Raw genomic sequence first — 23,575 nt, forward strand, 5'->3', positions numbered from 1 at the left:
AACCCAGGACCCATACATTAAAAGTGTATTGCTCTACCAGCTGAGCTACAGAATCGGAATTAAACAATTTGTTGGAGAGGAGCGGGCCTTTCCCGTAATTGCGATGCAAAATTAGAGTTCTTGCCTTTATTATGCAAATGCTACGCAACAATTGCCTTGTTTTTCTGATGATCGGACTAGCCACTTTGGCCGATAATCACTGGTCTTACGGGGCCACGTCAAATTTGCACACCGCTGATTCTCTGTTTTCTATAGGGCGTTTTGCCGAGGCAGATCGACTATATCAATCCTTCTATCAAAAAGGTAAAAAATTTAATCCAAACCTGTTATTGAAGCTGTCATTTTTGGCTGAGCAGGCCAACAATCCTGCCCGGAGCTTATATTATCTGAGCGTTTTGGCAATGAAACAGCCAAGCAGGACACTACTTGAAAAAATGAGCCAACTGGCGACTCAACAAAACCTATCGGGCTATGAATTTAACGATTTAAGCTACTTTTTGATATTCTACCGTCGATACGGAGGGTACATACCAATACTGCTTCTTACTTTGGGGATATATGTGGTGGCAGTGATGTTTATCAAAGTACTAAGAAAGGAAAGAATTCAGAAAAGACACAAATGGACAGCGGTAGCCTACTTACTCGCACTGCTCGCGCTTCTCAATGTACCGGCCAATTATGAATCCGGTGTGCTCAAAGGAAAATTAGTGCATATTAGGGCGTTCCCATCTGCGGCATCACCGGTGGTAGAAATTGTTGGGAGGGGACATAAATTAACCATCATTGGAAGCCGGGACCATTGGAAAAGAGTGATTTGGAAAGGAAACATCGTCTTCGTGCGTGATAGCGACATCTGGATTATTTAGATTCGCGTATTTTGTTTGATGTTTTTACCCTAAATTTGTGAACAATCGCGGCAGCCCAATTTGGTTTTAATACCGGTCTGGCACGATTTTGAAAGAATATTGGAACATGTTTCAGCCTTTTTTTAACAAATTCATTTTATGCAAAAGTCATTGAAAAAATTTACCGTATTAGTGATTGCAGCCTTGGCAACAGTTGGTATGCAATCATGTGAAATAGAAGGTCCAGACCAAGATGATATTGTAAAGTATCAGGCTACGATTAACAGCCAGAATACAGTACCTCGCAGTACATCGTCTGCACAAGGCTCAGCATCGCTTGAATACAATAAAACTACCAGAATGCTGACCTATAATGTTACTTACCAAGGACTGGTTCCAACTGCCGGGCATATTCATAAGGCTCAGCCAGCATGGGAAACCGGACCAGTCGTGATTCCATTCAACAATGTAGGCACGTCACCCATTACTGGCTCAATGCAGCTTGACAACGAATTGGAGACGCTTTTGCGGTTAGGCAATCTTTATATCAATCTGCACACAGCTCAGTACCCTGCCGGTGAAATCAGAGGCCAGGTGTTACCCGTCCCGATTAATGAGCCTTGATCATTTAGGATCATGCACTCAATTGAGAAAATAAGCGGGTTGCCGATCTCTTAATCGGCAACCCGCTTATTTTAGTAGGGAAATAGTGCCTTTGTAAGCGTTGATAGAGTACTTGACCTGGTAGAAGTAGGTGCCCGCTGGGGCATCTACCGGGCACCAGGTAAAATTCCTGTCGCGGCTTAAATAAACACGCGTTCCCCAGCGGTTAAAAATGGTTACCTCCTCAAAACGCTGGATACAGTTGTCAGTAGGGAGATCAGCGCCAATGAAGCAATCATTTTTACCATCCTGATTGGGTGTAATGACATTCGGCAAATCCAGGGCAGCGTCGTTTAAATTATCCCTGATTAATAAGAAAACGGTTGACGAATCACGCGCCGCCAAACAGCTTTTGTCTTCACTAATAAAGTCGACGGCAAAAAGCATCTCTGATTTACCCTGTAATAGTGAACAGTCCGGTGTCCAGGAGAAGGTACTTGTGATCTCCCTGCTCCCAATCCTGTTAAAAAAGTCCATTTTCGCCTCAGCCAAGGAAAAACCCCGCCCCAATCCAAAAAGAGAAAGCTGAGCTGTGTCAGGGTCACTGGCAATCACTTCAAATAGTATTGACAAGGGATTAATTGCATCCAACTGGATGGTGATCGTATCAGTTTGGGCAGTTGTTCGAACACGGGGTGCATTGTTTTTGGCATCTTGTACGATAAAGTACACGGTCAGAACTGATGATTTTGAATTGGCCTCACAGCGCAGGTCAGTTAGTTTAAAATCAACTGCTATTGTGTCCGCTACATTTAACGTACACGGAGGCTTCCACGATAATTTCTGCGAGACTGTATCTCGTCCTGATTTGGGAGGAAAAACAAAGCCGTACTCAGTCAGCTCAAAACCTCTGCCCGATGCCGAGAGAACAATACTATCTAGATCGATATCTTTTCCAAATACATCAAAAGTTAACGGTTGATCTGGCAGCGCATCGACATATACTGATGATAGTGAGGAGTTAATAACCGGTGCAGCATTAGGTGCTTTTTCTCGGTAAATTAAAATAGTAAGGGTGTCGGTTAGAGGGACCGGGCAGCTCTCGTCCTCGGCAATGAGTTCTATTTTTACAGGGCGGTTATCGTCCGTTTCAAAACAAGCATCAAGGCAGAATTGAAAAGTCAGGGTGTCGTTGCTCTTTTGGGTACGGAATTCGGCTGGTAAGAAATAAAAATCTCTCCGAGCGCTGTTTACTGCACGTCCTTTTATTTTAACGAGTTGGTTAAAATTAGGATCCGTTACTTTAATGGTGAAACAGGCCGAGTCTGTTCTGGACAATCGCAAAACGCTGTTGTTTCCGAGGTTTTCTTTCCGAGAGTTTTCAAATGCCAGTATCTTTGGCGGTAATGCTTCAAAGCAGTCGATGACCTTGATCTGAAAATCACGGGAGACAGAACCGATCTTTTGGCCGGAACGGTATTCCGTCACAGTAACAGAGAAAACGTAAAGCCCCAGCCGCGAGGCTGTAAATGATAAACGGCCTGTCTGTGCATCGATCCGCAATGGTCTTGAACCGGGAATGACATTGGCGAGTGAAATTCCATCAGTCCAAGAAACGACCGGGTAGTTGCTGGATCCGCCAGCAAGTGGGCTGGGAAGGGCGCGGTTGCTGAATCCAGTTACGGGAGTCGTGAGCGAATAGGCCAGACTGTCGCCATCAGCATCAGAAGCGCTGAAATCTAAATAATAATCGGCATTGAGACAGGCATAATCACCCTGAATCTCACTGAATTCAGGGACAGAGTCAATAAATCGAGTACCATTTTTGAGTAATGGAGGAAAAAATACTGAAAATAGACTACCTACGTCGCCGGGATTTTTGATATTGTCGATCACGCTGTTGCGGCAGCATCTATCCCAAACAATGTAATATCCATCCGGCGCACTGTAATCCATAGGATTGAGGAAAACATCAACCAGGTAAGAAATTAACAGAGTGCGCAATCCTGAAGTACCGCATTGCGGATTGGCGTAGGTTATGTTTTTTCGCCCTACTTTTGGGGCTTGAACGGAACCGATCCTCTGATTGTCCGATTTTCTAAATATGTATAATGTTGCGCCCGGGTCTTCGGCTTGCGGAATGCCGTTAAGTTCGTCGAAATAAAGATTCAGACCGATGCGGTGGGAAGCGGACCCATTGGACAGGGTAATGAAAACCAGCTCCCCACCTACTATATGAGAAGCCGTGGCATAAAAAGAAGAAAAAATCAACAATGTTAAGGTGAATAGATTTTTTCTCATTTCGAATATTTCATAAACTCTTATCCATGCCTACCAACAAAAGGTACGAAAATATTACAATTACTGATTTCGCGGCTGAAGGCAAGTGTATATATAAATCAGAAGACGGCGTCATTTTTATCCAGGGACATGTAGCCCCGGGCGATGTAGTGGACATTGAGGTGGTGCGTCGTAAGAAAAAGATGGGTGAAGCCATCGTTACGAAATTCCACTCTTTCTCAGAATTGCGTGCTGAACCATTTTGCCAGCATTTTGATGTATGTGGCGGCTGTCGGTGGCAGCATATCGATTATTCAGAACAGCTGAATTTCAAGCAGAAACAAGTTCGTGACCATTTCGAACGCATTGGGAAAATAAAAGAGGTTGAGTACGAACCCATAGTGGCCGCCGAAATTCAGCGATACTACCGGAATAAACTTGAATATACTTTTTCAAATTATCGATGGCTCACCACCGACGACATGAATTCTGGTGAGGAGTTTTCTCGCAATGCTTTGGGGTATCACGTTCCAAAACGTTTTGACAGGATATTTCAGGTTGAGAAATGCCATTTGCAGCCTGATCCTTCCAATGCTATCCGGAATGCGCTCTACCATTTCTCTGAAAAGAAAGGGTATGTATTCTACAATATCAAGACAAATGAAGGGATGATGCGAAACGTGATCATCCGAACATCTAACACGGGGGATGTGCTTGTGATCGTCCAGTTTGCAGAGCCGCAGGAAGAGGTTATTGAAGAAGTGATGCAATTCTTGAAAACAGAATTTCCGAATATCACTTCCTTGCATTACATCATCAATCAAAAGGGCAATGACTCTTACCAGGATCAGGATGTGCATCACTACTTTGGGGATCAGTATATCCGTGAAACAATGGAAGGTCTAACGTTTTTGGTAGGGCCTAAGTCCTTTTATCAAACCAATTCTCAGCAGGCATACGAACTATACAAAATCGCTCGCAATTACGCTGAACTTACCGGCTCCGAAACTGTATTCGATTTGTATACAGGAACAGGTACAATCGCAAATTTCGTCGCCAGGAATGCCAAGAAAGTCATCGGGGTGGAGTTTGTAGAGGAGGCGGTAGCGGACGCCCGGAAAAATTCCGACCTGAACGGAATTCACAACACAAAGTTTTTTGCTGGTGACATGAAAAAAGTACTTAATGCTGATTTCATAGCCAAGCACGGCAAACCCGACGTAATTATTACTGATCCTCCACGTGCTGGAATGGACCCTTCAGTAATCGGAACGATTCTCACAGCTGAGCCAGATCGGATCGTATACGTGAGCTGCAACACCGCCACTCAGGCCAGGGACCTTGAATTATTGTCGAATAAATACAAGGTCGTCAAAGCACAACCCGTAGACATGTTCCCCCATACACACCACGTCGAGAATGTCGCTTTGCTGGTGAAGAGGCAATAATTAAATAAAATCTCAGGAAACTAAACGAGATCCATACAAAAGCGCAGCCAATTTCATCACGCTACCAAATCAAAATGGCGGCTCTTCGCCTGGCCCCTTGAATTCAAAATTGGAACGATCGTTCGCTTTACTCTTGAATACGGCCGGGCTGGATTGATTGCTTTCAAAAGATGCAATCGGATTTGAAGAAGCCGGGGGGAGCGGACGGTCGGCGGGAGTTGGAGAAGGGGCATAAAAGGAGTCCAGGTCCATAAACTTCGTGTATTTGCCAACAAATCGCAGCTGAACAGTGTCAAGTGAACCACCTCTGTTCTTGGCGATAATCACTTCGCCTATGCCGGCAACAGAGTTTCCGGTATCATCCGCAGTGATTCCGTAGTATTCCGGACGGTAGAGGAACAGTACCATATCCGCATCTTGCTCAATTGATCCCGATTCACGAAGATCTGATAGTTGCGGACGCTTTTCACCGCCCCGCGTTTCAACAGCTCTACTTAACTGCGAAAGCGCGATAACCGGTACGTCAAGTTCCTTTGCCAGATTTTTTAAGGAACGGGAGATAGAGGCAATTTCCTGTTCCCTATTGCCACCCGCTTTACCACTGCTGTCTCCGGTCATCAATTGCAGGTAGTCAATCACGATCATCTCAATGTCGTGTTGTGCCTTCAAGCGCCGGCATTTAGCCCGCAGTTCGAGAATGGAAAGGGCAGGGGTGTCATCAATATATATTGGCGCATTGGTTAGCCCACTGATACGGTGGTGAATCTGAGCCCATTCATGCGGAGCAAGATTACCTTTCCGTATTTTCTCACTGTCGATTTCTGCTTCGGCCGAGATCAGACGATTGACCAGCTGAACTGAGGACATTTCCAAAGAGAAAATGGCCACCGGCTTTTGGAACTCCACAGCGGCGTTCCGGAGGGCCGAAACCACAAAGGCGGTTTTTCCCATACCAGGCCGGGCGGCCAGAATTGTCAATTCAGTCTTCTGCCAGCCGGATGTAAGCCGGTCAAGACTAGTGAAGCCGGAGGGTACACCAGTGAGCCCATCCTGGTTATTCTTCTTTTGATCGAGCTCTTCAAGGGCTTGCCGCATGAGCGCACCCATATCGGCATAGTTTTTCTTGATATTCGACTCCGAAATCTGGAATAATGCTTGTTCAGTTTTATCCAGCAATTTGAAGACGTCAGTAGTATCTTCAAAAGCTTCCTTCTGAATTTCGGATGAAATGGCAATCAGCTCACGCTTAATGGATGCCTGAGAAATGATCCGGGCATGGTACTCAATGTTGGCCGCCGAATTGACCTTCGATGTAAGCTCGGTAATGAAGGCCGCCCCGCCGATCAGGTCCAATTCACCAGTGCTCCGCAGTTTGGAAGTAACGGTGAGCAGATCGATTGGTTCGGAATTGACGAACAGATTGATGATAGCGCTGTAAATCCTTTGGTGGGATTCTTTGTAAAAACTATCAGGCTTAAGAATGTCAGCTACGGTAGAAAGCGCGTCCTTCTCTATCATTAATGCTCCCAGCACGGCTTCCTCCATGTCGGTAGCCTGCGGGGGTAGTTTGCCCATGCTGGCATTACCCTGGTCACTACCAAGCAGTCGATTGGTACGGCGGGCAGCTGGGGCAGAGTTGCTCTGGTTTTTCAGGAAATTGAAGGGGCGATCGGTATCCATAGATGAACACAATATTACGAATTGCGCAGGAGGATGAAAAGAGGTAGGATGAAGTATTTTTTTAATACTCACTACCCTTCCTTGATTATTAAGGGGTTGAACCCAGGATATTTATTTAACGTTGGTAGATTTAAATATTTCCAGAAAATTGGGCATCAAACTTTCGGCGATTCGGAATTTTATCCCTAAATTTTCTCCTGAATTCATCCATCCATTAAATATCATCCGTTTGGTAGAAAAAGTAATTACCCTTGACGATGTGTCGCTCGTTGACTTCCTGGGCGTTCACAATTCCAACATCCGCGAGGTGGCGGCCGCTTTCCCGGAAAGCAAAATCCTTTCTCGCGGTAACGAAATCAGAATTCAGGGTACCGCCCCTGAGATTGTCAAAATCACCGACGTACTGGATTCCCTGTTGGCTCATTATCAAAAATATGGTCGGGTCACCAACGACAACGTTGTGCGGTATCTCAATGGGCATTTGAGTATCAGCACCAAGCCCACAAAAAATTCCAAGGAACAGGATGACCCCGATGTTATCATCTATGGCAATAAGGGCGTAGTCGTTAAAGCCAAAACGCTTAATCAGAAAAAATTGGTGGAAGCGGCCAACAGTCACGACCTGGTGTTCGCGGTCGGGCCTGCCGGTACCGGAAAAACCTACACGGCCGTGGCGATGGCTGTCAGGGCGCTGAAAAATCGCGAAGTCAAGAAAATAATCATTACACGACCAGCCGTTGAAGCCGGAGAAAACCTGGGTTTTTTACCCGGCGATCTGACCGAAAAAATTGATCCATACCTGCGTCCAATTTACGATGCACTGGATGACATGATAGCGCCGGAGAAGCTGAAATTCTACCAGGATAACCGTATTGTGGAAATTGCTCCTTTGGCTTATATGCGGGGCCGGACCCTTAACAATGCGTTCATTCTGCTGGATGAGGCGCAAAACACCACCCCCATGCAAATGAAAATGTTCCTGACGCGGATGGGGCCAAGCTCCAAGGCGATAATCACGGGTGATAAATCTCAGGTCGATTTACCCAGAAATCACAAGTCTGGATTAATTGAATCGCTTCGTGTGCTGGAAGGGATCAAGGGGATTGCCTTCGTGGAGTTAGACGGGACTGATGTAGTACGACATCGGTTGGTGAAGGATATTTTGGCAGCTTATGAAAAACACGAACAGTAGGGCGGCGCTAGTCGCTCTACTTTTTTATTTTAGTGCGCTCTGGGTAGTGAATGCTCAGGTACCCGAAGCAAATTTGAACCGCTGCGCCAGCGTAGAACGCGACCAGTTAAAATCCGGGTCAAATCCTCAATGGTTGAAAAAGCGGGTTCAGATGGAAAAGTTGATTCAGGATTATGTGCAGGAGCACAAAAACCTGCGAACTACCGCTGATGACATTATCCGCATCCCAGTGGTGGTACATGTCATTCACGATCAGGATGAAAATTCCATAGGCGGGCTGAACAACCCCAATATTTCAGAGGAGCAAATCCGATCGCAGATTGAGGTGCTTAATGAAGACTATAACCGACTTCCGAATACATTGGGCTACAACACCAATCCAGTGGGAGCCTCGGCGATGATCCAGTTTTATCTGGCAGATTATGATCCAGATGGACGATTCACCTCGGGAATTACCCGGCACCGGTACACGACCAAAACCAGTTTTAACCCTTTTTCGGATGATTTGTTACTTGCCAATATTGCCTATTGGCCTTCCGACAAGTACCTGAATATCTGGACGTGCCGTCTGACGAATAGCTACCTGGGGCTTGCCCAATTTCCCGCCACCGACAAGGTGGAAGGATTGGATACGGCGAATGAAGCCAATGAATTGACTGATGGTGTAATTATTGATTACCGTTATTTTGGCAAGAAAACGGGCGCCATTACCAGCAGGATTTATAACCTTGGGCGTACCACCACTCACGAAGTGGCGCACTGGTTGGGGCTCATCCACACATGGGGGGATACCAATTGTGGTACCGATTACTGTGCAGACACTCCGACCATAGAAGGGCCAAACCAAACTACCGTTTGTCAGGAGAAATTTTCTAATTGCAATGGTGTTCGTACCCGTAACATGATTGAGAACTACCTCGATTACTCTCCTGATTCCTGTATGAATGTTTTCACCAAAGATCAGGTTGGCCGGATGAGGGCCGTGCTTGCTTTAAGTCCCCGTCGCGCCCGAATGGTAGAGTTTGGCAAGGAAGGGAGACTCGATCCGGCAAATAATCTGACGGTTGAAATATATCCAAACCCCGCCGTATCGGATCTCACAATCAATGTGCGTTTTCTTGATTTTCAGAACTTTACCTACACAATTTTCGACTTGAATGGCCATACTTTGGCATCCGACAGTTTTCGAAATGTGTATAGTCGAAGGCTGCAGTTAGATGTGAGTCTGCTTCCGCCCGGGATGTACCTATTCCGTGTCGCAACAGAAATGGAAACAGTCACGCAACGCTTCCTTGTTAAATGACAGTATGTTTACAACTCAACCTTTCCTTCGATACGTTATTTTATTGATTGCGGGAATTTTAGCGGTTGAAATCGGGAGTGATAAGATTGGGTTAAATGTCCAAAGCTTTTCACTCCTTATTTTTTGGGTAGGGCTTATCCCCACATTGGTGGGAGCAATTTTGCTCAGAAAAATGCCGAAGCTGCAGTCTCTTCTATTGATGATCGGCATTTTTATGCTCGGTGTATTTGTAGCCGGGCGAAAGCATGAAGCGTTTCAGAAGGAGGTCGATTCCCTGGCCAATCTGGAATTTGATGACTATCTGCTGGAAATAAAATCCTTAGGTCAGAAACGCAGGGCTTCAGTCCGCTATGATGCCGAAGTAAAGGCTGTTCGTTCAGGTACTGGTTGGAGAAAAGTGAATGTCCAGATCCTGGTATCGTTTCCAGACTCGGCGACTATTTTACCAAGGGCAGGAGATAACCTGGTGATAAAATCTCGCGTTCCTAACCGTCCACCCACGCCACTGAATCCTGACGAGTTTGACTACCGCAAGTACCTTGAGCGCAAGGGGATTGCCTGGACGGTATATCTACCCAAAGACACCTACCGGATAATACAATCTGATAGTGTGATGCCCGCATCCAACTGGGCATTAACAATCTCTCAGAAGGTAGATGGGATTTTTAAATCCCAATTGAAATCTCCTGATTCTTATGGATTGCTGAAAGCAATGATCCTGGGACGGCGGGATGAGTTGGGGCCTGATTTGTTGAATTCTTATATCAGCGCGGGCGCAGTTCACGTGCTGGCGGTATCCGGATTGCACGTCGGTGTATTTTTCTTAATGGTTTCCTGGATCCTTTCGCGGTTGAAAAGAGGGAAACGGGGAAAATGGATTTACTTACTGTGCATTGTACTTCTTCTAGGTACTTATGCGGTTATTACCGGGCTTTCGCCTTCCGTTATCAGGGCATCTTTGATGTGTGTAATCTTTGCCCTTTCCCAAACTTTTACCCGGCAAAATCACAGTGTCAATACCCTGGCGATTTCAGCGTTTCTCATTTTATTGTTGGACCCATTGTCCCTGTTTTCCGTGGGTTTCCAGTTGTCTTACGCAGCGGTATTGGGTATCATCTTATTTTATCCCATGTTCAAGAATTATGTTGAAACGGAAATTTTGCCAGCCCGGTGGTTATGGCAAATCACCTTGGTCAGCCTTTCTGCGCAGGTGTTTACCTTTCCACTCAGCATTTACTATTTCCACCAATTCCCTACCTATTTTTTGTTCCTCAATCCGTTCGTCATTGGACTCACAACCTTACTCATTTACGGAGCAGTAGTTTTGCTGTTAATCAGCCTGTTGCATTTTCAATTTCTCACCGATATTTTGGCCTATCTAACGGATGGCATCGCTCAGGCCCTGAATGCTGTCGTTCAGGTTCCTCAAAAACTACCCAAGTATTTAATGACAAACCTTAATCTTGATGCTGTCGAGGTTGCTCTGCTCGTTATTTTAATGATTTTTGTATATAGGGTATTGGTGAACAGAGAATTGGATTGGCTGAAGGCAGTTGCTCTATGTTGTGTTGTGTTCTTTAGCTACGCCACAGCGCGATTGTCGGTAACCTACGCTACCACACAAATGGTCATTCATAGTGTGCCAAGGCACACTGTACTTTCAGTTAAGAATGGGCAGATGGCTTATGTCATTGCTGATCCGGAATTTAAATTTGATTCAATAAATTTTGACTTTCACATTAAAAATTATCTGAACTACCAGGGCATAAGGAGAATAGAATACGTGGATTTGCCCGATAAATCTTTGAACGCTCCTTCGCTCATCAGTTGGAAAAGCAATTCATTGGGCATTGATTCGAAAGGTGGTTTATTTGAAGGCAGCAGCTTTTCGATCGTCCGTTCTAGAAAATACCCCAATGGGGCAAGGTTAGAGAATTCTCCCCAAACTACCTTTATTCTCAGCCAGGAATTAGGATACAAAACCAAAAACCAATGGAAAATGGTCTTGAGCGAAGCTCGCAACCGCACAATAGACTTGGCTGAAATCGGGGCGGTTGAGCTTAGGTAATGTGAAAATTAATTTATTGGTTCAAGGCAAACCTTTTACGCTATCAGGGGTTATTAGTGGTATATGGATCAAGAAGATAAAAAAGAAAAAATCCAAAAGGCGTATAAACAGTACGTACTGGAAAATGGCACCCAACCGCCATCGGTATACTTTTTTGCCAAGAAGCTGAAAATGCCTGAGGCAGAATTCTACGAATACTACAATAGCTTTGAGGCCATCGAATCCGATGCCTGGCTTGATTACCTACGCCAAACATTGCTCTCGCTCCATGCTGATGCTGCTTACGATCAGTACTCAGTGCGTGAGAAATTGCTTGCCTTCTATTATACCTGGATTGAGGTTTTGAAAAAAGACCGCAGTTTCGTTGTGCAGAGCTACCATAAACTACGGCAGCCTGTGGCAAGATACACTGGTCCGTTGCAACCTTTTAAGGATGGCTTCTACAACTTCGCCACCGAATTGATGATGGAAGGCCGTGAGAGCCGCGAAATTGTAACGAGACCGGTAGTTTCTGACCGTTACGTGGACGGTTTGTGGATGCAACTGCTTTACATACTTGATTTTTGGGTGACAGACCTTAGCCGCGGCTTTGAAAGTACAGATACTGCCATTGAGAAGTCAGTCAATACTTCGTTTGACCTGATGGGAAAATCTGTGGTGGATTCCGTGTTGGATTTGGCCAAATTCGTTTATCAAAACCGCAAATCGTGAAAGAACAACAATCCATTCCGACCTCAAAGGTTGCCCGTGCTACGAAGTTTGTAAAAACGGGCGTTAAAATTGGTGGCAACTATCTGAAATACAATGTCAAGAAGTTTGTAGATTCAAGTACTACCAAGGACGAACTTCACACCGATAATGCCACGGATATATATGATTCGCTCAGCGAGCTCAAAGGGTCGGCCCTGAAAGTGGCTCAAATGCTGAGCATGGACCGCAACGTGCTGCCACGGGCCTATGTGGACCGGTTCCAAATGTCACAATATTCCGCTCCTCCCTTATCAGGGCCATTGGTAGTTAAGACGTTCAAGAATTACTTTGGAAAGACGCCGGGCGAGCTTTTCGACACTTTTGAGATGTCTGCCGTCAATGCCGCTTCTATTGGTCAGGTGCACCTGGCAACCAAAGACGGCAAAAAACTCGCTGTGAAGATTCAATATCCGGGTGTAGCCAATAGTATAAGCTCAGACCTGAAAATGGTTAAACCGATGGCTGTCCGGCTTTTTGGTTTGAATGAGAATGACATCGAGCGGTACATGGGTGAAGTCGAGTCAAAATTACTGGAAGAAACCGATTACGATTTGGAACTGAAACGCTCGATCGAAATATCGGAGGCGTGCGCCAACATTCCGAATCTCCTATTTCCCCGGTACTACGCCGAACTCTCGGCCAGTCGAATTTTGACCATGGACTGGCTGGATGGCAAACACATGAAGGATTTTTTATTGACGAACCCGTCCCAGGAAATCCGGAATCAGATTGGGCAATCACTCTGGGATTTTTACGATTTTCAGGTTCACCAGTTGCGGCAGGTTCATGCCGACCCTCACCCCGGCAATTTCCTGATGCGTGCCGACGGTACCATGGGCGTAATTGATTTTGGCTGTGTGAAAGTTATTCCTGATTTTTTCTACGATAACTACTTCGCGCTTATCAATCCCGACACTGTGGAGGATGAAGCCCGAACTGAAGAGATTTTCTACAACCTGGAATTTTTGGTTGAATCTGATACTTCGGCTGACAAGCGAATGTTTTCTGACCTCTTTAAAACAATGATCGGGCTGCTCGGAAAGCCCTTCGCCGTCGATGAGTTCGACTTTGGAGACGAAACCTATTTTGATTCAGTTTATAAGTTTGCCGACGAACTAGCAAAGGTTGAAGAACTCAAGAACTCAAAGGTAGCCCGGGGGTCGCAGCATGGACTGTACATCAATCGAACGTATTTCGGTCTGTACTCTATGCTCAATGAACTGAAAGCAAAGGTGGTGACCCATAAACCTGCCTGGCTCGTGAGCAACAAAGCTGCTCAACCTGCCTGATCAGCTTCCCTGGTATATTCGCGAAATTTCCTCCTGAACTTTCCGGCTCCACGCCGCCTGAGTGGTTGTGTTGAGTCCGTGTCGTGTTTCAGCGTCGTACTTTTCCTGTTCAGTGTTCATTTCCCGGAATGCTTCCAAAAATTCATATTGGATTTGGCTATCGTAATCTTCGATGGTCAGATCCACTTTTTTTAACCGTTCTTTAAAACGTTCGGCAATAATACGAGTAATGTCGAAGTGGGTCTGCTCGTGGGCCAAGGTATAGGTGTTGCGGGCCTCCTCGCGCCCCCACGACATGCTTCGCACCATGAAAACCTTCAACGAAATGGTTGCCTGCAGGTAGTTGTCTGCCATTCTGGAATTTCCTTCGTACGACATACTGGAAAATACCGCGGCAGCATACTTACTTCCTGGCCGGTTGGATTTGCCCTGAAAATCCAACCAGGTCAATTTTTTATCGGGGTGGTAGAACACTGTGTCGGCTTGATCGGATGGTGGTTCATCTTTCAGAACCAGTTTGAGGCCGCGGGCCAGTTGTGGGTTTTTCTTGTCATTCAATCCATACCATTGATCGAACTGCCGGATGGCTCCATCCAGCAAGCGCCTCAGTAAGGCTTCGTGATCATACGTGGATTCAGGGCGCGTGTAGGTACTTCCGGATGAGTAACCCGTTAGAAAAAGGGGTACTTTGTTACGTGTCCAGCGGAAAGTGATTTTCACTTTCATTTCTCCGGCGATTTTATTGGGGGCAACCTTGCGCTCACTTACCGAAACTTCGTCCAACTGTATTTCCAGTGGTAAGCTATCCTCTTCCTTTGTTTTTAGGGAATAGTCCCAGTGATCGAATAGTGATTTTTCCAACGATTGGCTCAACGCCAGGGGGACGGACTTGCCATAGACGAATATGTTGCCCAATTGGTTGGGCTTGTTTGCGCGCTTGTCAGAGACTGCCAATAGGTAGTATGATTTTCCGTGTTTCAGAGGGATTCTTTCTTTTTTGAAGGATAAATCCTGTCCCGATCCGATACATGGACTCAAAACCAGAATACTAACCAGCAAAAGGGAAGGGATGGTTATCCAGGAAAGTACCTTAAAAAATGGCTTGTTTGGGCAGTTGGAAAAGCTTTCTATAACTTGCATAAACATATCAGAGCGATGAACGACTATGCCTATAACGAATCCCAAGCCGAATTTTGATGACATCTACATGGAATTGGCTATAAATTTAGCGAAAAGGTCACACTGCATCAAGGCGCAGGTGGGTGCTGTATTGGCGCGCGACACCCGTATTATCTCAATTGGATACAATGGCCCCCCAGCTGAGACCCACAATTGCGACGAAGAATTTCCTCTAACAGGATGCCCTCGTGATTCAAAGGGAAGTTGTTCGTTGGCGCTGCACGCCGAACAAAACGCTATTCTTTATGCAGTTAAGAACGGCTCGAAAATTGAAGGCTCGACACTTTACGTAACACTTGCCCCATGCATTTCATGCGCTCGTGTGATTTATACCATGAAAATCAGCAAAGTGATATTCTTAGACTCCTATGCAGCCTACAAAGGAATTGGCGTAGAGGAAGGTGCCGAATTCCTTAAAACTTTTGGGGTGGAGGTTGAGCAATATGGTGTGGGGGCTGGTGGAGCAGTGTTGTGATGGGATTGTAAAGTTGAGTCGTTTATCTTTTTCTATAATTAGCCAAACGACCCAACTCCACACCATCGTTAGTGTTCCATCTCTCCGTCAGCACCATGCACATGCCCGTGTTCCAGCTCCGTTTCGGTAGCTTCACGGATGTCAAGGACTGCACCCTCAAAACGCATCGATTTTCCGGCCAAGGGGTGGTTGAAGTCCATCATTACCGAATCGTCGTCCACATCGATGACCATGCCTTGCAGGGTTTCACCCTCTTCGTTGGTCATGGGGATAATGTGGCCGGGCTGAAGCATTTCTTCCAGATCGACACCTTCGGCCTCGAAAAGCGACTTAGCCAGCTCTACCACCGCTTCATCGTCATAATCGCCATAGCCCTCTTCCGGGTCGATCGTGAAGTCAAAAGTGTCACCTATAGTAAGGCCATTGAGTTGTTCTTCAAATTTTTCCGGTAAGCCACTCATGCCGAAAATAAACAGCAGTGGATCTTCGGCGTTGACGATCTCGACAACCGACATCGTGTTGTCCGCGTCAGGAAGACTCAGATTATAGCTAAGGCTTACAACTTTATTTTTTTCAATATTCATTTGGTAGTTTTGAGAAAATGGTGGTTAGTGATGCTACAAATACTCTTTCAGCACATTGGCTAAAACAAATCTACGGGAATTTAGGCACACCAACCTTTCGATCATGAATTTTCTGGCACACGTGGCATTATCGGGAGAGCGCGAAGGCATACTGATGGGAAACTACGTTGGCGATTTTATTAAAGGTCAGCTCACGGAGCTCAGAACAGAATCCTGGCCAGCCGATTTTCGACTAGGCGTGGAACTGCACCGTTTCATTGATAACTTTACGGATACGAATCAGGGGGTGCTCCAGGCAAAGCGGATTGTCGCGATAAAGCACCCGAAAGTTGCGGGAGTGGCATTGGATATCTACTTCGATTATTTCCTGGCTAACCACTTTTCGAAATTCTATCAGGAAGATCTGGCCGGTTTTGTAATGGGCTCCTATGAAATCATTCAAAGGAACCGACAATTGATCCCGGCGGCCATGCTTTCCATGGCAGAAGCGATGATCCGGCATGACTGGCTGCTTAACTATAAAGATATTTCCGGTATTAAAAGGTCATTCGATGGTCTTTCCCGGCGATTTGCATTCATGGGCGCTATAAAAGGCGCTGAGGAAGAGCTTCAACGAAATCAGCAGATTTATCAGGACGCTTTCATGGAGTTTTATCCAAAGTTAAAACGTGCCTGCGAGAAGTTTATCGAAAACTACTGACACTAATCTAGTAGCATATATAAAATCACGCCGCTTAGGTGGCGTCATCACCTACTGTGAAAAAATGGCCCAAACGCCCGAATCTGTCCTTAAAGAAATCCGCGCCAAGCAATTCAAACCCGTGTACTTCCTTTACGGGGATGAACCTTATTATATAGATCTGATCGCAGAAGAGCTGGAAAAGCGTGTGGTACCTGCTGCCGAAAAAGGGTTCAACCAATTTGTCATTTATGGGAAAGACACTGATATGGCGGGAGCCTTGGGCTACGCCAAACGCTATCCTTTCATGGCCGAACGGCAATTGGTTTGGGTCAAGGATGCTCATCATTTGTCAGGAATAAAAGAAAAGGAACAATTGCAACGGCTGGAAGACTATGCCCTTAATCCACTGACCAGTACGGTTCTGGTTTTATGCTACCACGACAAGGCCGACGAACGGAAGTCTTTCATCAAAGCGTGTGGAAAATCTGGTGCTGTCGTGCATTCCAAACGCTTATATGATAACAAACTACCCGAATGGGTAAGAAACTACTGCCATGCTCAGGGCATAAAAATCAGCCCAAAGGCCGAGCAAATGCTCGTAACCAACATAGGCAATGATTTAAAGAGGATTGTCAGCGAAATCCAAAAAGTAGTGATCAACCTGAAAGCGGGGGAGGGAGTTGACGCCGACGCAATCGAACGATTTGTCGGTATCAGTAAAGAATACAATGTCTTTGAATTTCAAAAAGCACTGGGCCAACGGGATGTGCTCAAGGCCAATAACATCGCCCATCATTTTGCGGCCAACCCCAAAGACAATCCCCTGGCACCGATTCTGATTATTCTCTTTTCATTCTTCACCAAGGTCATGCTCACCCATGCCGCTACTGACCGAAGCGACGGCGGCCTCGCATCGCTCTTGGGCGTAAATCCTTTTTTTGTGAAAGACTACACGCTTGCCGCGAGGAATTATTCTATGGGTAAGGTAGCCAAGATTATTCATGACCTCCGGTACGCTGACGCCCAGATGAAAGGTGTCGATGCCGGGAGCGTTGACGATGGAGAGCTACTCAAGCAGCTTGTATTCGAAATAATTCATTGAATAAGCAAGAAGCTGAAATTTCCGATTTGCAGTGTGTTGTGTGTGTTTAAAAACATGCCGTCGGCCAAACTTAACACCAAAGGCTCACTGGTTTTATGCTTCAATTTTTAGCCATGATAACTCACTGTTTTTAGTACAAATTGTTGAATCAAAAATGGTTAAACAAAAAAGGCGAACCAGATACGGTTCGCCTTTTTACAACTTGGTAGCGGGGAGCAGGATCGAACTGCCGACCTCAGGGTTATGAATCCTGCGCTCTAACCATCTGAGCTACCCCGCCGAATTGAGGTGCAAAGCTAAGATGAAAAAAATAATGCCGCAAACAATTTTGTTTATTTCAGTTCGGAATCTTACATTACAGAACATCTTTTGGCGCTAACGTCGTGAAATTGAAAGGCGACGGAGTTTTCAAAATAAATTATTCCTATCGTATTATGGAAAAGCATCTGTTTACTACTGAATTCGAGATTCGCTCCTCACCCAAAGTCCTGTACCCGTACATAAGCACTGCGGCAGGGCTGGAACAATGGTTTGCCGAAAAGGTGACAATCATGCCCGACAATCTCTTCGATTTCCAATGGGATGGCGAGAGTCACCCCGCCGAACGTACTTCGCACCGTCTCAACAGGTCGGTGCGTTTTGAGTTTATAGAAAACGGCGATACCGATGACGATTCGGTAGAAAGGAATTATGTGGAGATGAAACTCGAAGTGAGTGATCTGACGCAATCTACCTATCTCCGGGTCGTTGATTACTCGCAAAACATGGACGAAGCGGAACTTTCGTCCCTCTGGGGAGGATTGATGGATAGTCTCAAAGAAATAGTGGGTAGCTCATGAAAAAAATTGATAAACTGGTTCTGAAAGCTTTTTGGGGACCTTTTGTCATCACCTTGTCAGTAGTGGTTTTCATCTTCCTGATGCGGATCGTCATTTTCTATATAGACGAATTTGTATCGAAAGACATAGGCCTCTCAGAGTACTCGCGCCTATTCTCGTACTTCGCCATGAGCACCGTTCCCATCGCTCTGCCGCTGGCGATGTTGCTGTCATCCCTTATGGCTTTTGGAAATTTGGGGGAATTCTTTGAGTTGACTGCTCTGAAAAGTGCCGGTGTATCGGTTGTCAGGATTATGATGCCACTTTTTTTTGTGGCGCTTTTCGTAAGTATTTTTTCATTCTTTTATAATGATCGTGTCGTTCCTTGGGCCAATCTCAAGGGATACAGTTTATTGTATGACATAAAAACAACGAAAGCTACTTTAAATATTAAGGAAGGAATCTTTTATAATGATTTGCCTGGCTATAGTATTAAGGTGAATAAGAAAGTCCCCAACTCCAATACTATGCTTGGGATGATTATCTACAAGCACGATAATGCTTCCTATGGGAAGGGAAACAGGCAGGTAATCCTGGCCGATTCGGGAAGGATGTTCACGATCAACAATAATGGCTACCTGAAAATTGAGCTCTTCAACGGGAATAACTATCAGGAAATGGATAATGCCAATCAGGACCGGTCAATGGCTTATTTGAGTACTTCGGACGGAGGGGAGAACCAAAACACAAACTTTATGCAAAGCCGTTTCGATAAGTACGAGATGGTGGTGAGCATGGAGTCCTTTGACATGAAGCGAACGGATGAGGATATGTTCAAGTACCACCAGTTCATGCAGAACATTGAAGTTCTTAACCAGACTACCGATTCCCTGCGCCAGGAATACAATCGGGCTCAGCAGAATCTCGAGCCTAACAGCCGTCAATATTTTTCCTACAAATTTCAGGTTGAGAATAATTACGGCACCAAGCCCAAGGCCGGTAAATGGCTGGATTCGCTGCTCAATATGTCGGTAACTGACAGCGTTAAAAGTGTCATTCTGGAAAATGCAAAAAACGCGGCCACTAACGTTAAGAGCTTTGCATCGACCAATTCGGAATTCATAGAAAACAAGCGAAAAAAGGGAAATGAATACGAACTGGAAAAGCTTCATAAATATACGCAGGCGTTCTCCTGCTTTGTTATGTTCCTGATCGGGGCACCACTGGGAGCAATTATTAAGAAAGGCGGTTTTGGCGTGCCGGTCCTGGTATCGATCGTTTTCTTTATTCTTTTATACGTGCTCACCATTCAAGGAGACAAGTTTGTCAAGGAAGGGCTACTTGATGTTACGATCGGTGCATGGCTGGCCAACACTATCCTGCTCCTGGCGGGTGTGTACTTTGTGGAAAAGGCCAGAAACGATTCGCGACTCTTCGAAAAAGATGTCTATCAGATGTACTGGAAAAAACTGATTAATAAATTTTCAGAGTTTCGTCTCGCGCAAAAGACAAAAACAGCAATCTCTTGAACGGACGCATTTTCAAGTCAGCCACTTAAAGAAAAAAAACAGCGCCAATCGCACTCTGCTTTTAAGTGTCAACTAAAAGAATTACTTTTGCGGCTGTTTTTATATTAATATTTACATTTTAATCTGTCGTTACAATCATGTATTTAACCACGGACAAGAAGAAAGAAATCTTCGAAACCCAGGGATTCAACAAATCGGCAACCGACACCGGATCGCCCGAATCACAAATCTCGCTCTTCACTTATCGCATTAACCACCTGACGGCGCACCTCAAAACGCACAAGAAGGATCACGATACGCGCCTGAGCCTACTCAAATTAGTCGGCAAGCGCCGCAGTCTGTTGGACTACCTTTACCGGGAGGACATCAGCCGCTACCGCTCTATCATCGCCGAGCTTGGCTTGAGAAAGTAACGGGAAGAGAGAATCGGGGAATCTGGCCAAAGGCAGATTCCCCGATTTTTATAATTATTTCCTTGCTTACTCCCCATTTTTTCGCCATTCGATAATTTATCGAACATTTCCTTACGTAAAGCAGATATAATAAGACTAGCAATGCCTTTGCTAGTCAATATTTGTTATAGCGGTCAATATTAAGCGGTCATTCAACAATCTATTCAAACTTATTTTTATGCAATTTAACGTCGTATCCAAGACGATCACCCTGCCTGACAATCGTACCATCACCATCGAAACCGGTAAATTGGCGCGGCAGGCCGACGGAGCGGTGGTCGTTCGCATGGGCGACACCATGCTGCTGGCTACCGTTGTAGCCAAAACCGATATCAAACCCGGCGTCGATTTTCTTCCACTTTCCGTCGATTACCAAGAAAAATTTGCTTCTGCCGGCCGTATTCCCGGCAGCTTTATGCGTCGTGAAGGCCGCTTGTCGGACCATGAGGTACTTATCTGCCGTATTGTGGACCGCGCCCTCCGTCCTCTGTTCCCCGACGACTACCACGCCGATACACAAATCAATATCATGCTGGCTTCCGCCGATCCGGAAGTGTTGCCCGATGCCCTGGCCTGCCTGGCCGCTTCGGCTGCTCTTATCGTTTCGGATATTCCTTATCAGGGACCTGCTTCTGAAGTACGCGTCGCTAAAATCGACGGCCAGTACATTGTCAACCCAAAGACTTCCGACCTGGCCCGTGCCACGCTTGAGCTTATTGTAGGTGCCACCGAAAAGGACATCACAATGGTGGAAGGTGAGTTGGAAGAAGCACAGGAGGATGAAATAATTGAAGCGCTTAAAGTAGCTCATGAAGTGATCAAGGCTCAATGCCGGGTATTGAAAGAGCTGGAAGCCGCAGTCGGCAAAACCGAAAAGCGTGAGTACGAAGGTGATGTTGAGGACGAAGAACTTAAAGCTCGTGTCCGGGCATTCTGTTACGATAAGTTGACGACTTCCATAGCCCAGACCTCAAATGACAAGCAGGTGCGTAAGGAAAGAGCCAAAGCAATTCGCGAAGAATTTATGGCCAGCATCGGTGAAGACGAAGAAGTGGATGAGTCTTTAATCAAAAGGTACTTTCATGATCTGGAATATGAAGCCACCCGGCGTCTGGTGCTGGATGAGCGTATCCGGATCGATGGCCGTAAGCTTGATGAAATCCGGCCTATCGCGTGTGAGGTCGATTTCCTGCCTGGTGCGCATGGTTCTGCATTGTTTACCCGTGGTGAAACCCAGTCGCTTACTACGGTAACACTAGGTACTAAACTGGACGAACAGATTGTTGACACGGCCATGTATTATGGCTATAGCAAGTTCATGTTGCACTACAACTTCCCTGGGTATTCTACCGGTGAAGTGAAACCAAACCGTGGACCCGGACGCCGCGAAGTCGGGCACGGTAACCTGGCCTTGCGGGCTCTGAAAAAAGTACTGCCCCAAGGAGAGGATAACCCGTACACAATTCGTATCGTATCCGATATTCTGGAATCGAACGGTTCTTCGTCAATGGCGACAGTTTGTGCGGGTTCGCTGGCACTGATGGATTCTGGTCTGCAAATTAAGGCCCCTGTGTCTGGTGTGGCCATGGGATTGATTACTGATCCCGAAACCGGGAAGTACGCAGTGCTGTCGGATATTCTGGGTGACGAGGATCACCTTGGCGACATGGACTTTAAGGTTACCGGCACCGCCAAAGGAATTACCGCATGCCAAATGGATATCAAAGTGGACGGTCTTTCCTATGAAGTGCTGACCGAAGCATTGATGCAGGCAAAACAAGGGCGTTTGCATATTTTAAATGAAATGAGCAAAGCTTTGTCAGGCCCAAGGGAAGACCTCAAGCCGCATACCCCACGTGCGACTGTGATCAAGATTGAGCGCGAAATGATTGGAGCCGTTATCGGACCTGGTGGTAAAGTGGTTCAAGACATTCAAAAGGAGTCAGGTGCTACCGTAAACATCGAGGAAAAAGACAATGCCGGGTTTGTAAGCGTGTTTTCTGCCAACAAAGAAGCGATGGATAAGGCACTCGCCCGAATCAAAGCCATTGTCATGGTTCCCGAGGTTGGTGAGGTTTACACTGGTAAGGTCAAAACCATAATGCCGTTTGGTGCATTTGTTGAATTCGTGCCCGGAAAAGATGGTTTATTGCACATTTCCGAGATTAAGTGGGAACGGTTAGAAAACATGGATGGAGTTCTCCAGGTAGGTGAAGAAGTGCAGGTCAAGCTCGTAGACGTTGATAAGAAGACTGGCAAGTACCGTTTGTCCCGGAAAGTCCTGCTACCAAAACCGGAAAATAAATAATTTTAATATATTATTTTTCCAATCTGAAATGATTTGGCGAAGTAATGCGTTATATACATCAAGACACTAAAAAGAATTAAATGAGACAGCTAAAAATCAGCAAACAGATTACCAACCGGGAAAGCCAGTCCCTTGACAAATATTTGCAGGAGATTGGTAAGGTGGATTTGTTAACCCCAGACGAGGAGGTAACGCTTGCCCAAAAAATTCGGGAAGGTGACCAATTGGCGCTCGAACGTTTGACCAAGGCAAACCTAAGGTTTGTAGTGTCGGTGGCCAAGCAATACCAGAATCAGGGGTTGTCGCTGGGGGATTTGATTAATGAGGGGAATTTGGGATTGATAAAAGCTGCTCAACGTTTTGACGAAACACGTGGATTCAAATTTATTTCCTACGCTGTGTGGTGGATCCGCCAATCCATTTTGCAGGCATTGGCCGAGCAATCCCGGATTGTACGTCTCCCGCTCAACCGTGTTGGTTCTTTAAACAAGATTTCTAAAACTTTTTCTGAGCTGGAGCAACGTTTCGAGCGTGAACCTTCACCCGAAGAGCTTGCAGAGGTGCTGGAAATATCTTCTTCGGAAGTAGTGGACACCATGAAAATATCGGGTCGCCACGTATCCATGGATGCTCCTTTTGTCCAAGGTGAAGAAAACAGTCTGCTAGATGTACTTGAGAATGATCTTGAAGACAAGCCTGATTCGGGTCTTGTCAACGAATCCCTTCGCAAGGAAGTACAGCGTGCGCTTTGCACACTGACTCAGCGCGAAGCTGATGTCATTGCATTATACTTTGGTTTGAACGGCGAGCATGCCATGACTCTCGAAGAGATTGGTGAGAAATTTAATCTTACTCGCGAGCGCGTCCGCCAGATTAAGGAAAAGGCAATTCGCCGACTGCGTCACGTCTCCAGAAGCAAAGCTTTGAAAACGTATCTTGGATAACAGTGTTTGGCACCAAGTATTCAGTACTTGTTTCAAAAAGTAAT

At 45.8% G+C, this 23,575-nt stretch carries 20 protein-coding genes and 1 tRNA gene; 16 read left to right on the top strand and 5 right to left on the bottom strand.

Going from position 1 to position 23,575, the window contains the following annotated elements; genetic code table 11:
* Positions 1-137: 137 nt before the first annotated feature.
* The gene (locus IE117_RS20955; protein ID WP_189566780.1) at positions 138-866 is read left to right on the top strand and encodes a hypothetical protein; all 729 of its coding nucleotides are present in this window, start codon (positions 138-140) and stop codon (positions 864-866) included.
* Positions 867-1,004: 138 nt separating this feature from the next.
* Complete coding sequence (locus IE117_RS20960; RefSeq protein ID WP_189566782.1) at positions 1,005-1,469, top strand: CHRD domain-containing protein; 465 nt, start codon at positions 1,005-1,007, stop codon at positions 1,467-1,469.
* Positions 1,470-1,535: 66 nt separating this feature from the next.
* On the opposite strand, the gene IE117_RS20965 is transcribed toward IE117_RS20960, so the two are convergent.
* Positions 1,536-3,749 (bottom strand): T9SS type B sorting domain-containing protein, encoded by a 2,214-nt coding sequence (locus tag IE117_RS20965; RefSeq protein ID WP_189566784.1) that lies wholly within the window; start codon positions 3,747-3,749, stop codon positions 1,536-1,538.
* 26 nt (positions 3,750-3,775) lie between these two features.
* On the opposite strand from IE117_RS20965, the gene rlmD reads away from it, so the two are divergent.
* On the top strand, positions 3,776-5,176 hold the full coding sequence (rlmD, locus tag IE117_RS20970) for a 23S rRNA (uracil(1939)-C(5))-methyltransferase RlmD (protein WP_189566786.1): 1,401 nt from the start codon (positions 3,776-3,778) through the stop codon (positions 5,174-5,176).
* A gap of 69 nt (positions 5,177-5,245) precedes the next feature.
* Here rlmD and dnaB read toward each other — a convergent pair whose 3' ends face one another.
* Entirely contained in the window at positions 5,246-6,856 is a 1,611-nt protein-coding gene (gene dnaB, locus IE117_RS20975; RefSeq protein WP_189566788.1) for a replicative DNA helicase, read from the bottom strand.
* Between the two features lie 229 nt (positions 6,857-7,085).
* Between dnaB and IE117_RS20980 the strand changes: the two genes are divergently transcribed.
* The 5 genes from IE117_RS20980 (at position 7,086) to IE117_RS21000 (ending at position 13,458) form a co-directional block, all read left to right on the top strand.
* Positions 7,086-8,048, top strand: a complete 963-nt coding sequence (locus IE117_RS20980) for a PhoH family protein (protein ID WP_189566790.1) — start codon at positions 7,086-7,088, stop codon at positions 8,046-8,048.
* Positions 8,029-9,351: a M43 family zinc metalloprotease gene (locus IE117_RS20985; RefSeq protein ID WP_189566792.1), complete on the top strand. Its 1,323-nt coding sequence runs from the start codon at positions 8,029-8,031 to the stop codon at positions 9,349-9,351. Before IE117_RS20980 ends, IE117_RS20985 begins: the two co-directional genes overlap by 20 nt.
* 4 nt (positions 9,352-9,355) lie before the next feature.
* A complete protein-coding gene (locus tag IE117_RS20990) occupies positions 9,356-11,419 on the top strand; it encodes a ComEC/Rec2 family competence protein (RefSeq protein ID WP_189566794.1) in 2,064 nt (687 codons plus the stop codon).
* A gap of 63 nt (positions 11,420-11,482) precedes the next feature.
* Positions 11,483-12,130 (top strand): TetR family transcriptional regulator C-terminal domain-containing protein, encoded by a 648-nt coding sequence (locus tag IE117_RS20995; RefSeq protein WP_189566796.1) that lies wholly within the window; start codon positions 11,483-11,485, stop codon positions 12,128-12,130.
* Positions 12,127-13,458 carry an ABC1 kinase family protein gene (locus IE117_RS21000; protein WP_189566798.1) on the top strand — a complete coding sequence of 444 codons (1,332 nt, stop codon included), beginning with the start codon at positions 12,127-12,129 and terminating at the stop codon, positions 13,456-13,458. Before IE117_RS20995 ends, IE117_RS21000 begins: the two co-directional genes overlap by 4 nt.
* On the opposite strand, the gene IE117_RS21005 is transcribed toward IE117_RS21000, so the two are convergent.
* Positions 13,459-14,598: a DUF922 domain-containing protein gene (locus IE117_RS21005; RefSeq protein ID WP_189566800.1), complete on the bottom strand. Its 1,140-nt coding sequence runs from the start codon at positions 14,596-14,598 to the stop codon at positions 13,459-13,461.
* Positions 14,599-14,623: 25 nt separating this feature from the next.
* Between IE117_RS21005 and IE117_RS21010 the strand changes: the two genes are divergently transcribed.
* The gene (locus IE117_RS21010) at positions 14,624-15,112 is read left to right on the top strand and encodes a deoxycytidylate deaminase (RefSeq protein WP_189566803.1); all 489 of its coding nucleotides are present in this window, start codon (positions 14,624-14,626) and stop codon (positions 15,110-15,112) included.
* Between the two features lie 68 nt (positions 15,113-15,180).
* Here the strand turns inward: IE117_RS21010 and IE117_RS21015 are convergent, their stop codons facing one another.
* Positions 15,181-15,696, bottom strand: coding sequence for an FKBP-type peptidyl-prolyl cis-trans isomerase (locus tag IE117_RS21015; protein WP_189566805.1), 516 nt, complete (start codon positions 15,694-15,696; stop codon positions 15,181-15,183).
* Positions 15,697-15,799: 103 nt separating this feature from the next.
* Between IE117_RS21015 and IE117_RS21020 the strand changes: the two genes are divergently transcribed.
* Together IE117_RS21020 and holA are read left to right on the top strand one after the other, a co-directional pair.
* Positions 15,800-16,396: an acyl carrier protein phosphodiesterase gene (locus IE117_RS21020; RefSeq protein WP_189566807.1), complete on the top strand. Its 597-nt coding sequence runs from the start codon at positions 15,800-15,802 to the stop codon at positions 16,394-16,396.
* A gap of 64 nt (positions 16,397-16,460) precedes the next feature.
* Positions 16,461-17,480: a DNA polymerase III subunit delta gene (gene holA, locus IE117_RS21025; protein WP_189566809.1), complete on the top strand. Its 1,020-nt coding sequence runs from the start codon at positions 16,461-16,463 to the stop codon at positions 17,478-17,480.
* Positions 17,481-17,683: 203 nt separating this feature from the next.
* Here holA and IE117_RS21030 read toward each other — a convergent pair.
* Positions 17,684-17,760: transfer RNA gene (locus IE117_RS21030), tRNA-Met, on the bottom strand.
* Between the two features lie 154 nt (positions 17,761-17,914).
* On the opposite strand from IE117_RS21030, the gene IE117_RS21035 reads away from it, so the two are divergent.
* The 5 genes from IE117_RS21035 to IE117_RS21055 all read left to right on the top strand — a co-directional run bounded on the left by IE117_RS21035 (position 17,915) and on the right by IE117_RS21055 (position 23,531).
* A complete protein-coding gene (locus tag IE117_RS21035; protein WP_189566811.1) occupies positions 17,915-18,319 on the top strand; it encodes an START-like domain-containing protein in 405 nt (134 codons plus the stop codon).
* On the top strand, positions 18,316-19,827 hold the full coding sequence (locus tag IE117_RS21040) for an LptF/LptG family permease (protein WP_189566813.1): 1,512 nt from the start codon (positions 18,316-18,318) through the stop codon (positions 19,825-19,827). Before IE117_RS21035 ends, IE117_RS21040 begins: the two co-directional genes overlap by 4 nt.
* Positions 19,828-19,964: 137 nt before the next feature.
* Positions 19,965-20,240: a 30S ribosomal protein S15 gene (gene rpsO / locus IE117_RS21045; RefSeq protein ID WP_189566824.1), complete on the top strand. Its 276-nt coding sequence runs from the start codon at positions 19,965-19,967 to the stop codon at positions 20,238-20,240.
* Positions 20,241-20,457: 217 nt separating this feature from the next.
* Positions 20,458-22,587 (top strand): polyribonucleotide nucleotidyltransferase, encoded by a 2,130-nt coding sequence (gene pnp, locus IE117_RS21050; RefSeq protein WP_189566826.1) that lies wholly within the window; start codon positions 20,458-20,460, stop codon positions 22,585-22,587.
* An 80-nt stretch (positions 22,588-22,667) separates the two neighbouring features.
* Positions 22,668-23,531: a sigma-70 family RNA polymerase sigma factor gene (locus IE117_RS21055; protein WP_189566828.1), complete on the top strand. Its 864-nt coding sequence runs from the start codon at positions 22,668-22,670 to the stop codon at positions 23,529-23,531.
* The last annotated feature ends 44 nt before the right edge of the window (positions 23,532-23,575 follow it).

This window comes from Persicitalea jodogahamensis (assembly GCF_014651615.1).
Taxonomy (GTDB): domain Bacteria; phylum Bacteroidota; class Bacteroidia; order Cytophagales; family Spirosomataceae; genus Persicitalea; species Persicitalea jodogahamensis.

Bases quoted from the DNA above. Each gene is read 5' to 3' on its own strand.
- pnp (WP_189566826.1), top strand. From the start codon at position 20,458: ATGCAATTTAACGTCGTATCCAAGACGATCACCCTGCCTGACAATCGT.
- IE117_RS20985 (WP_189566792.1), top strand. From the start codon at position 8,029: ATGAAAAACACGAACAGTAGGGCGGCGCTAGTCGCTCTACTTTTTTAT.
- IE117_RS21005 (WP_189566800.1), bottom strand. From the start codon at position 14,598: ATGCAAGTTATAGAAAGCTTTTCCAACTGCCCAAACAAGCCATTTTTT.
- rlmD (WP_189566786.1), top strand. From the start codon at position 3,776: ATGCCTACCAACAAAAGGTACGAAAATATTACAATTACTGATTTCGCG.
- IE117_RS20955 (WP_189566780.1), top strand. From the start codon at position 138: ATGCTACGCAACAATTGCCTTGTTTTTCTGATGATCGGACTAGCCACT.
- IE117_RS20995 (WP_189566796.1), top strand. From the start codon at position 11,483: ATGGATCAAGAAGATAAAAAAGAAAAAATCCAAAAGGCGTATAAACAG.
- IE117_RS21035 (WP_189566811.1), top strand. From the start codon at position 17,915: ATGGAAAAGCATCTGTTTACTACTGAATTCGAGATTCGCTCCTCACCC.
- IE117_RS21010 (WP_189566803.1), top strand. From the start codon at position 14,624: ATGCCTATAACGAATCCCAAGCCGAATTTTGATGACATCTACATGGAA.
- IE117_RS21040 (WP_189566813.1), top strand. From the start codon at position 18,316: ATGAAAAAAATTGATAAACTGGTTCTGAAAGCTTTTTGGGGACCTTTT.
- IE117_RS20960 (WP_189566782.1), top strand. From the start codon at position 1,005: ATGCAAAAGTCATTGAAAAAATTTACCGTATTAGTGATTGCAGCCTTG.
- IE117_RS21055 (WP_189566828.1), top strand. From the start codon at position 22,668: ATGAGACAGCTAAAAATCAGCAAACAGATTACCAACCGGGAAAGCCAG.
- holA (WP_189566809.1), top strand. From the start codon at position 16,461: ATGGCCCAAACGCCCGAATCTGTCCTTAAAGAAATCCGCGCCAAGCAA.
- IE117_RS20990 (WP_189566794.1), top strand. From the start codon at position 9,356: ATGTTTACAACTCAACCTTTCCTTCGATACGTTATTTTATTGATTGCG.
- IE117_RS21015 (WP_189566805.1), bottom strand. From the start codon at position 15,696: ATGAATATTGAAAAAAATAAAGTTGTAAGCCTTAGCTATAATCTGAGT.
- dnaB (WP_189566788.1), bottom strand. From the start codon at position 6,856: ATGGATACCGATCGCCCCTTCAATTTCCTGAAAAACCAGAGCAACTCT.
- rpsO (WP_189566824.1), top strand. From the start codon at position 19,965: ATGTATTTAACCACGGACAAGAAGAAAGAAATCTTCGAAACCCAGGGA.
- IE117_RS21020 (WP_189566807.1), top strand. From the start codon at position 15,800: ATGAATTTTCTGGCACACGTGGCATTATCGGGAGAGCGCGAAGGCATA.
- IE117_RS20965 (WP_189566784.1), bottom strand. From the start codon at position 3,749: ATGAGAAAAAATCTATTCACCTTAACATTGTTGATTTTTTCTTCTTTT.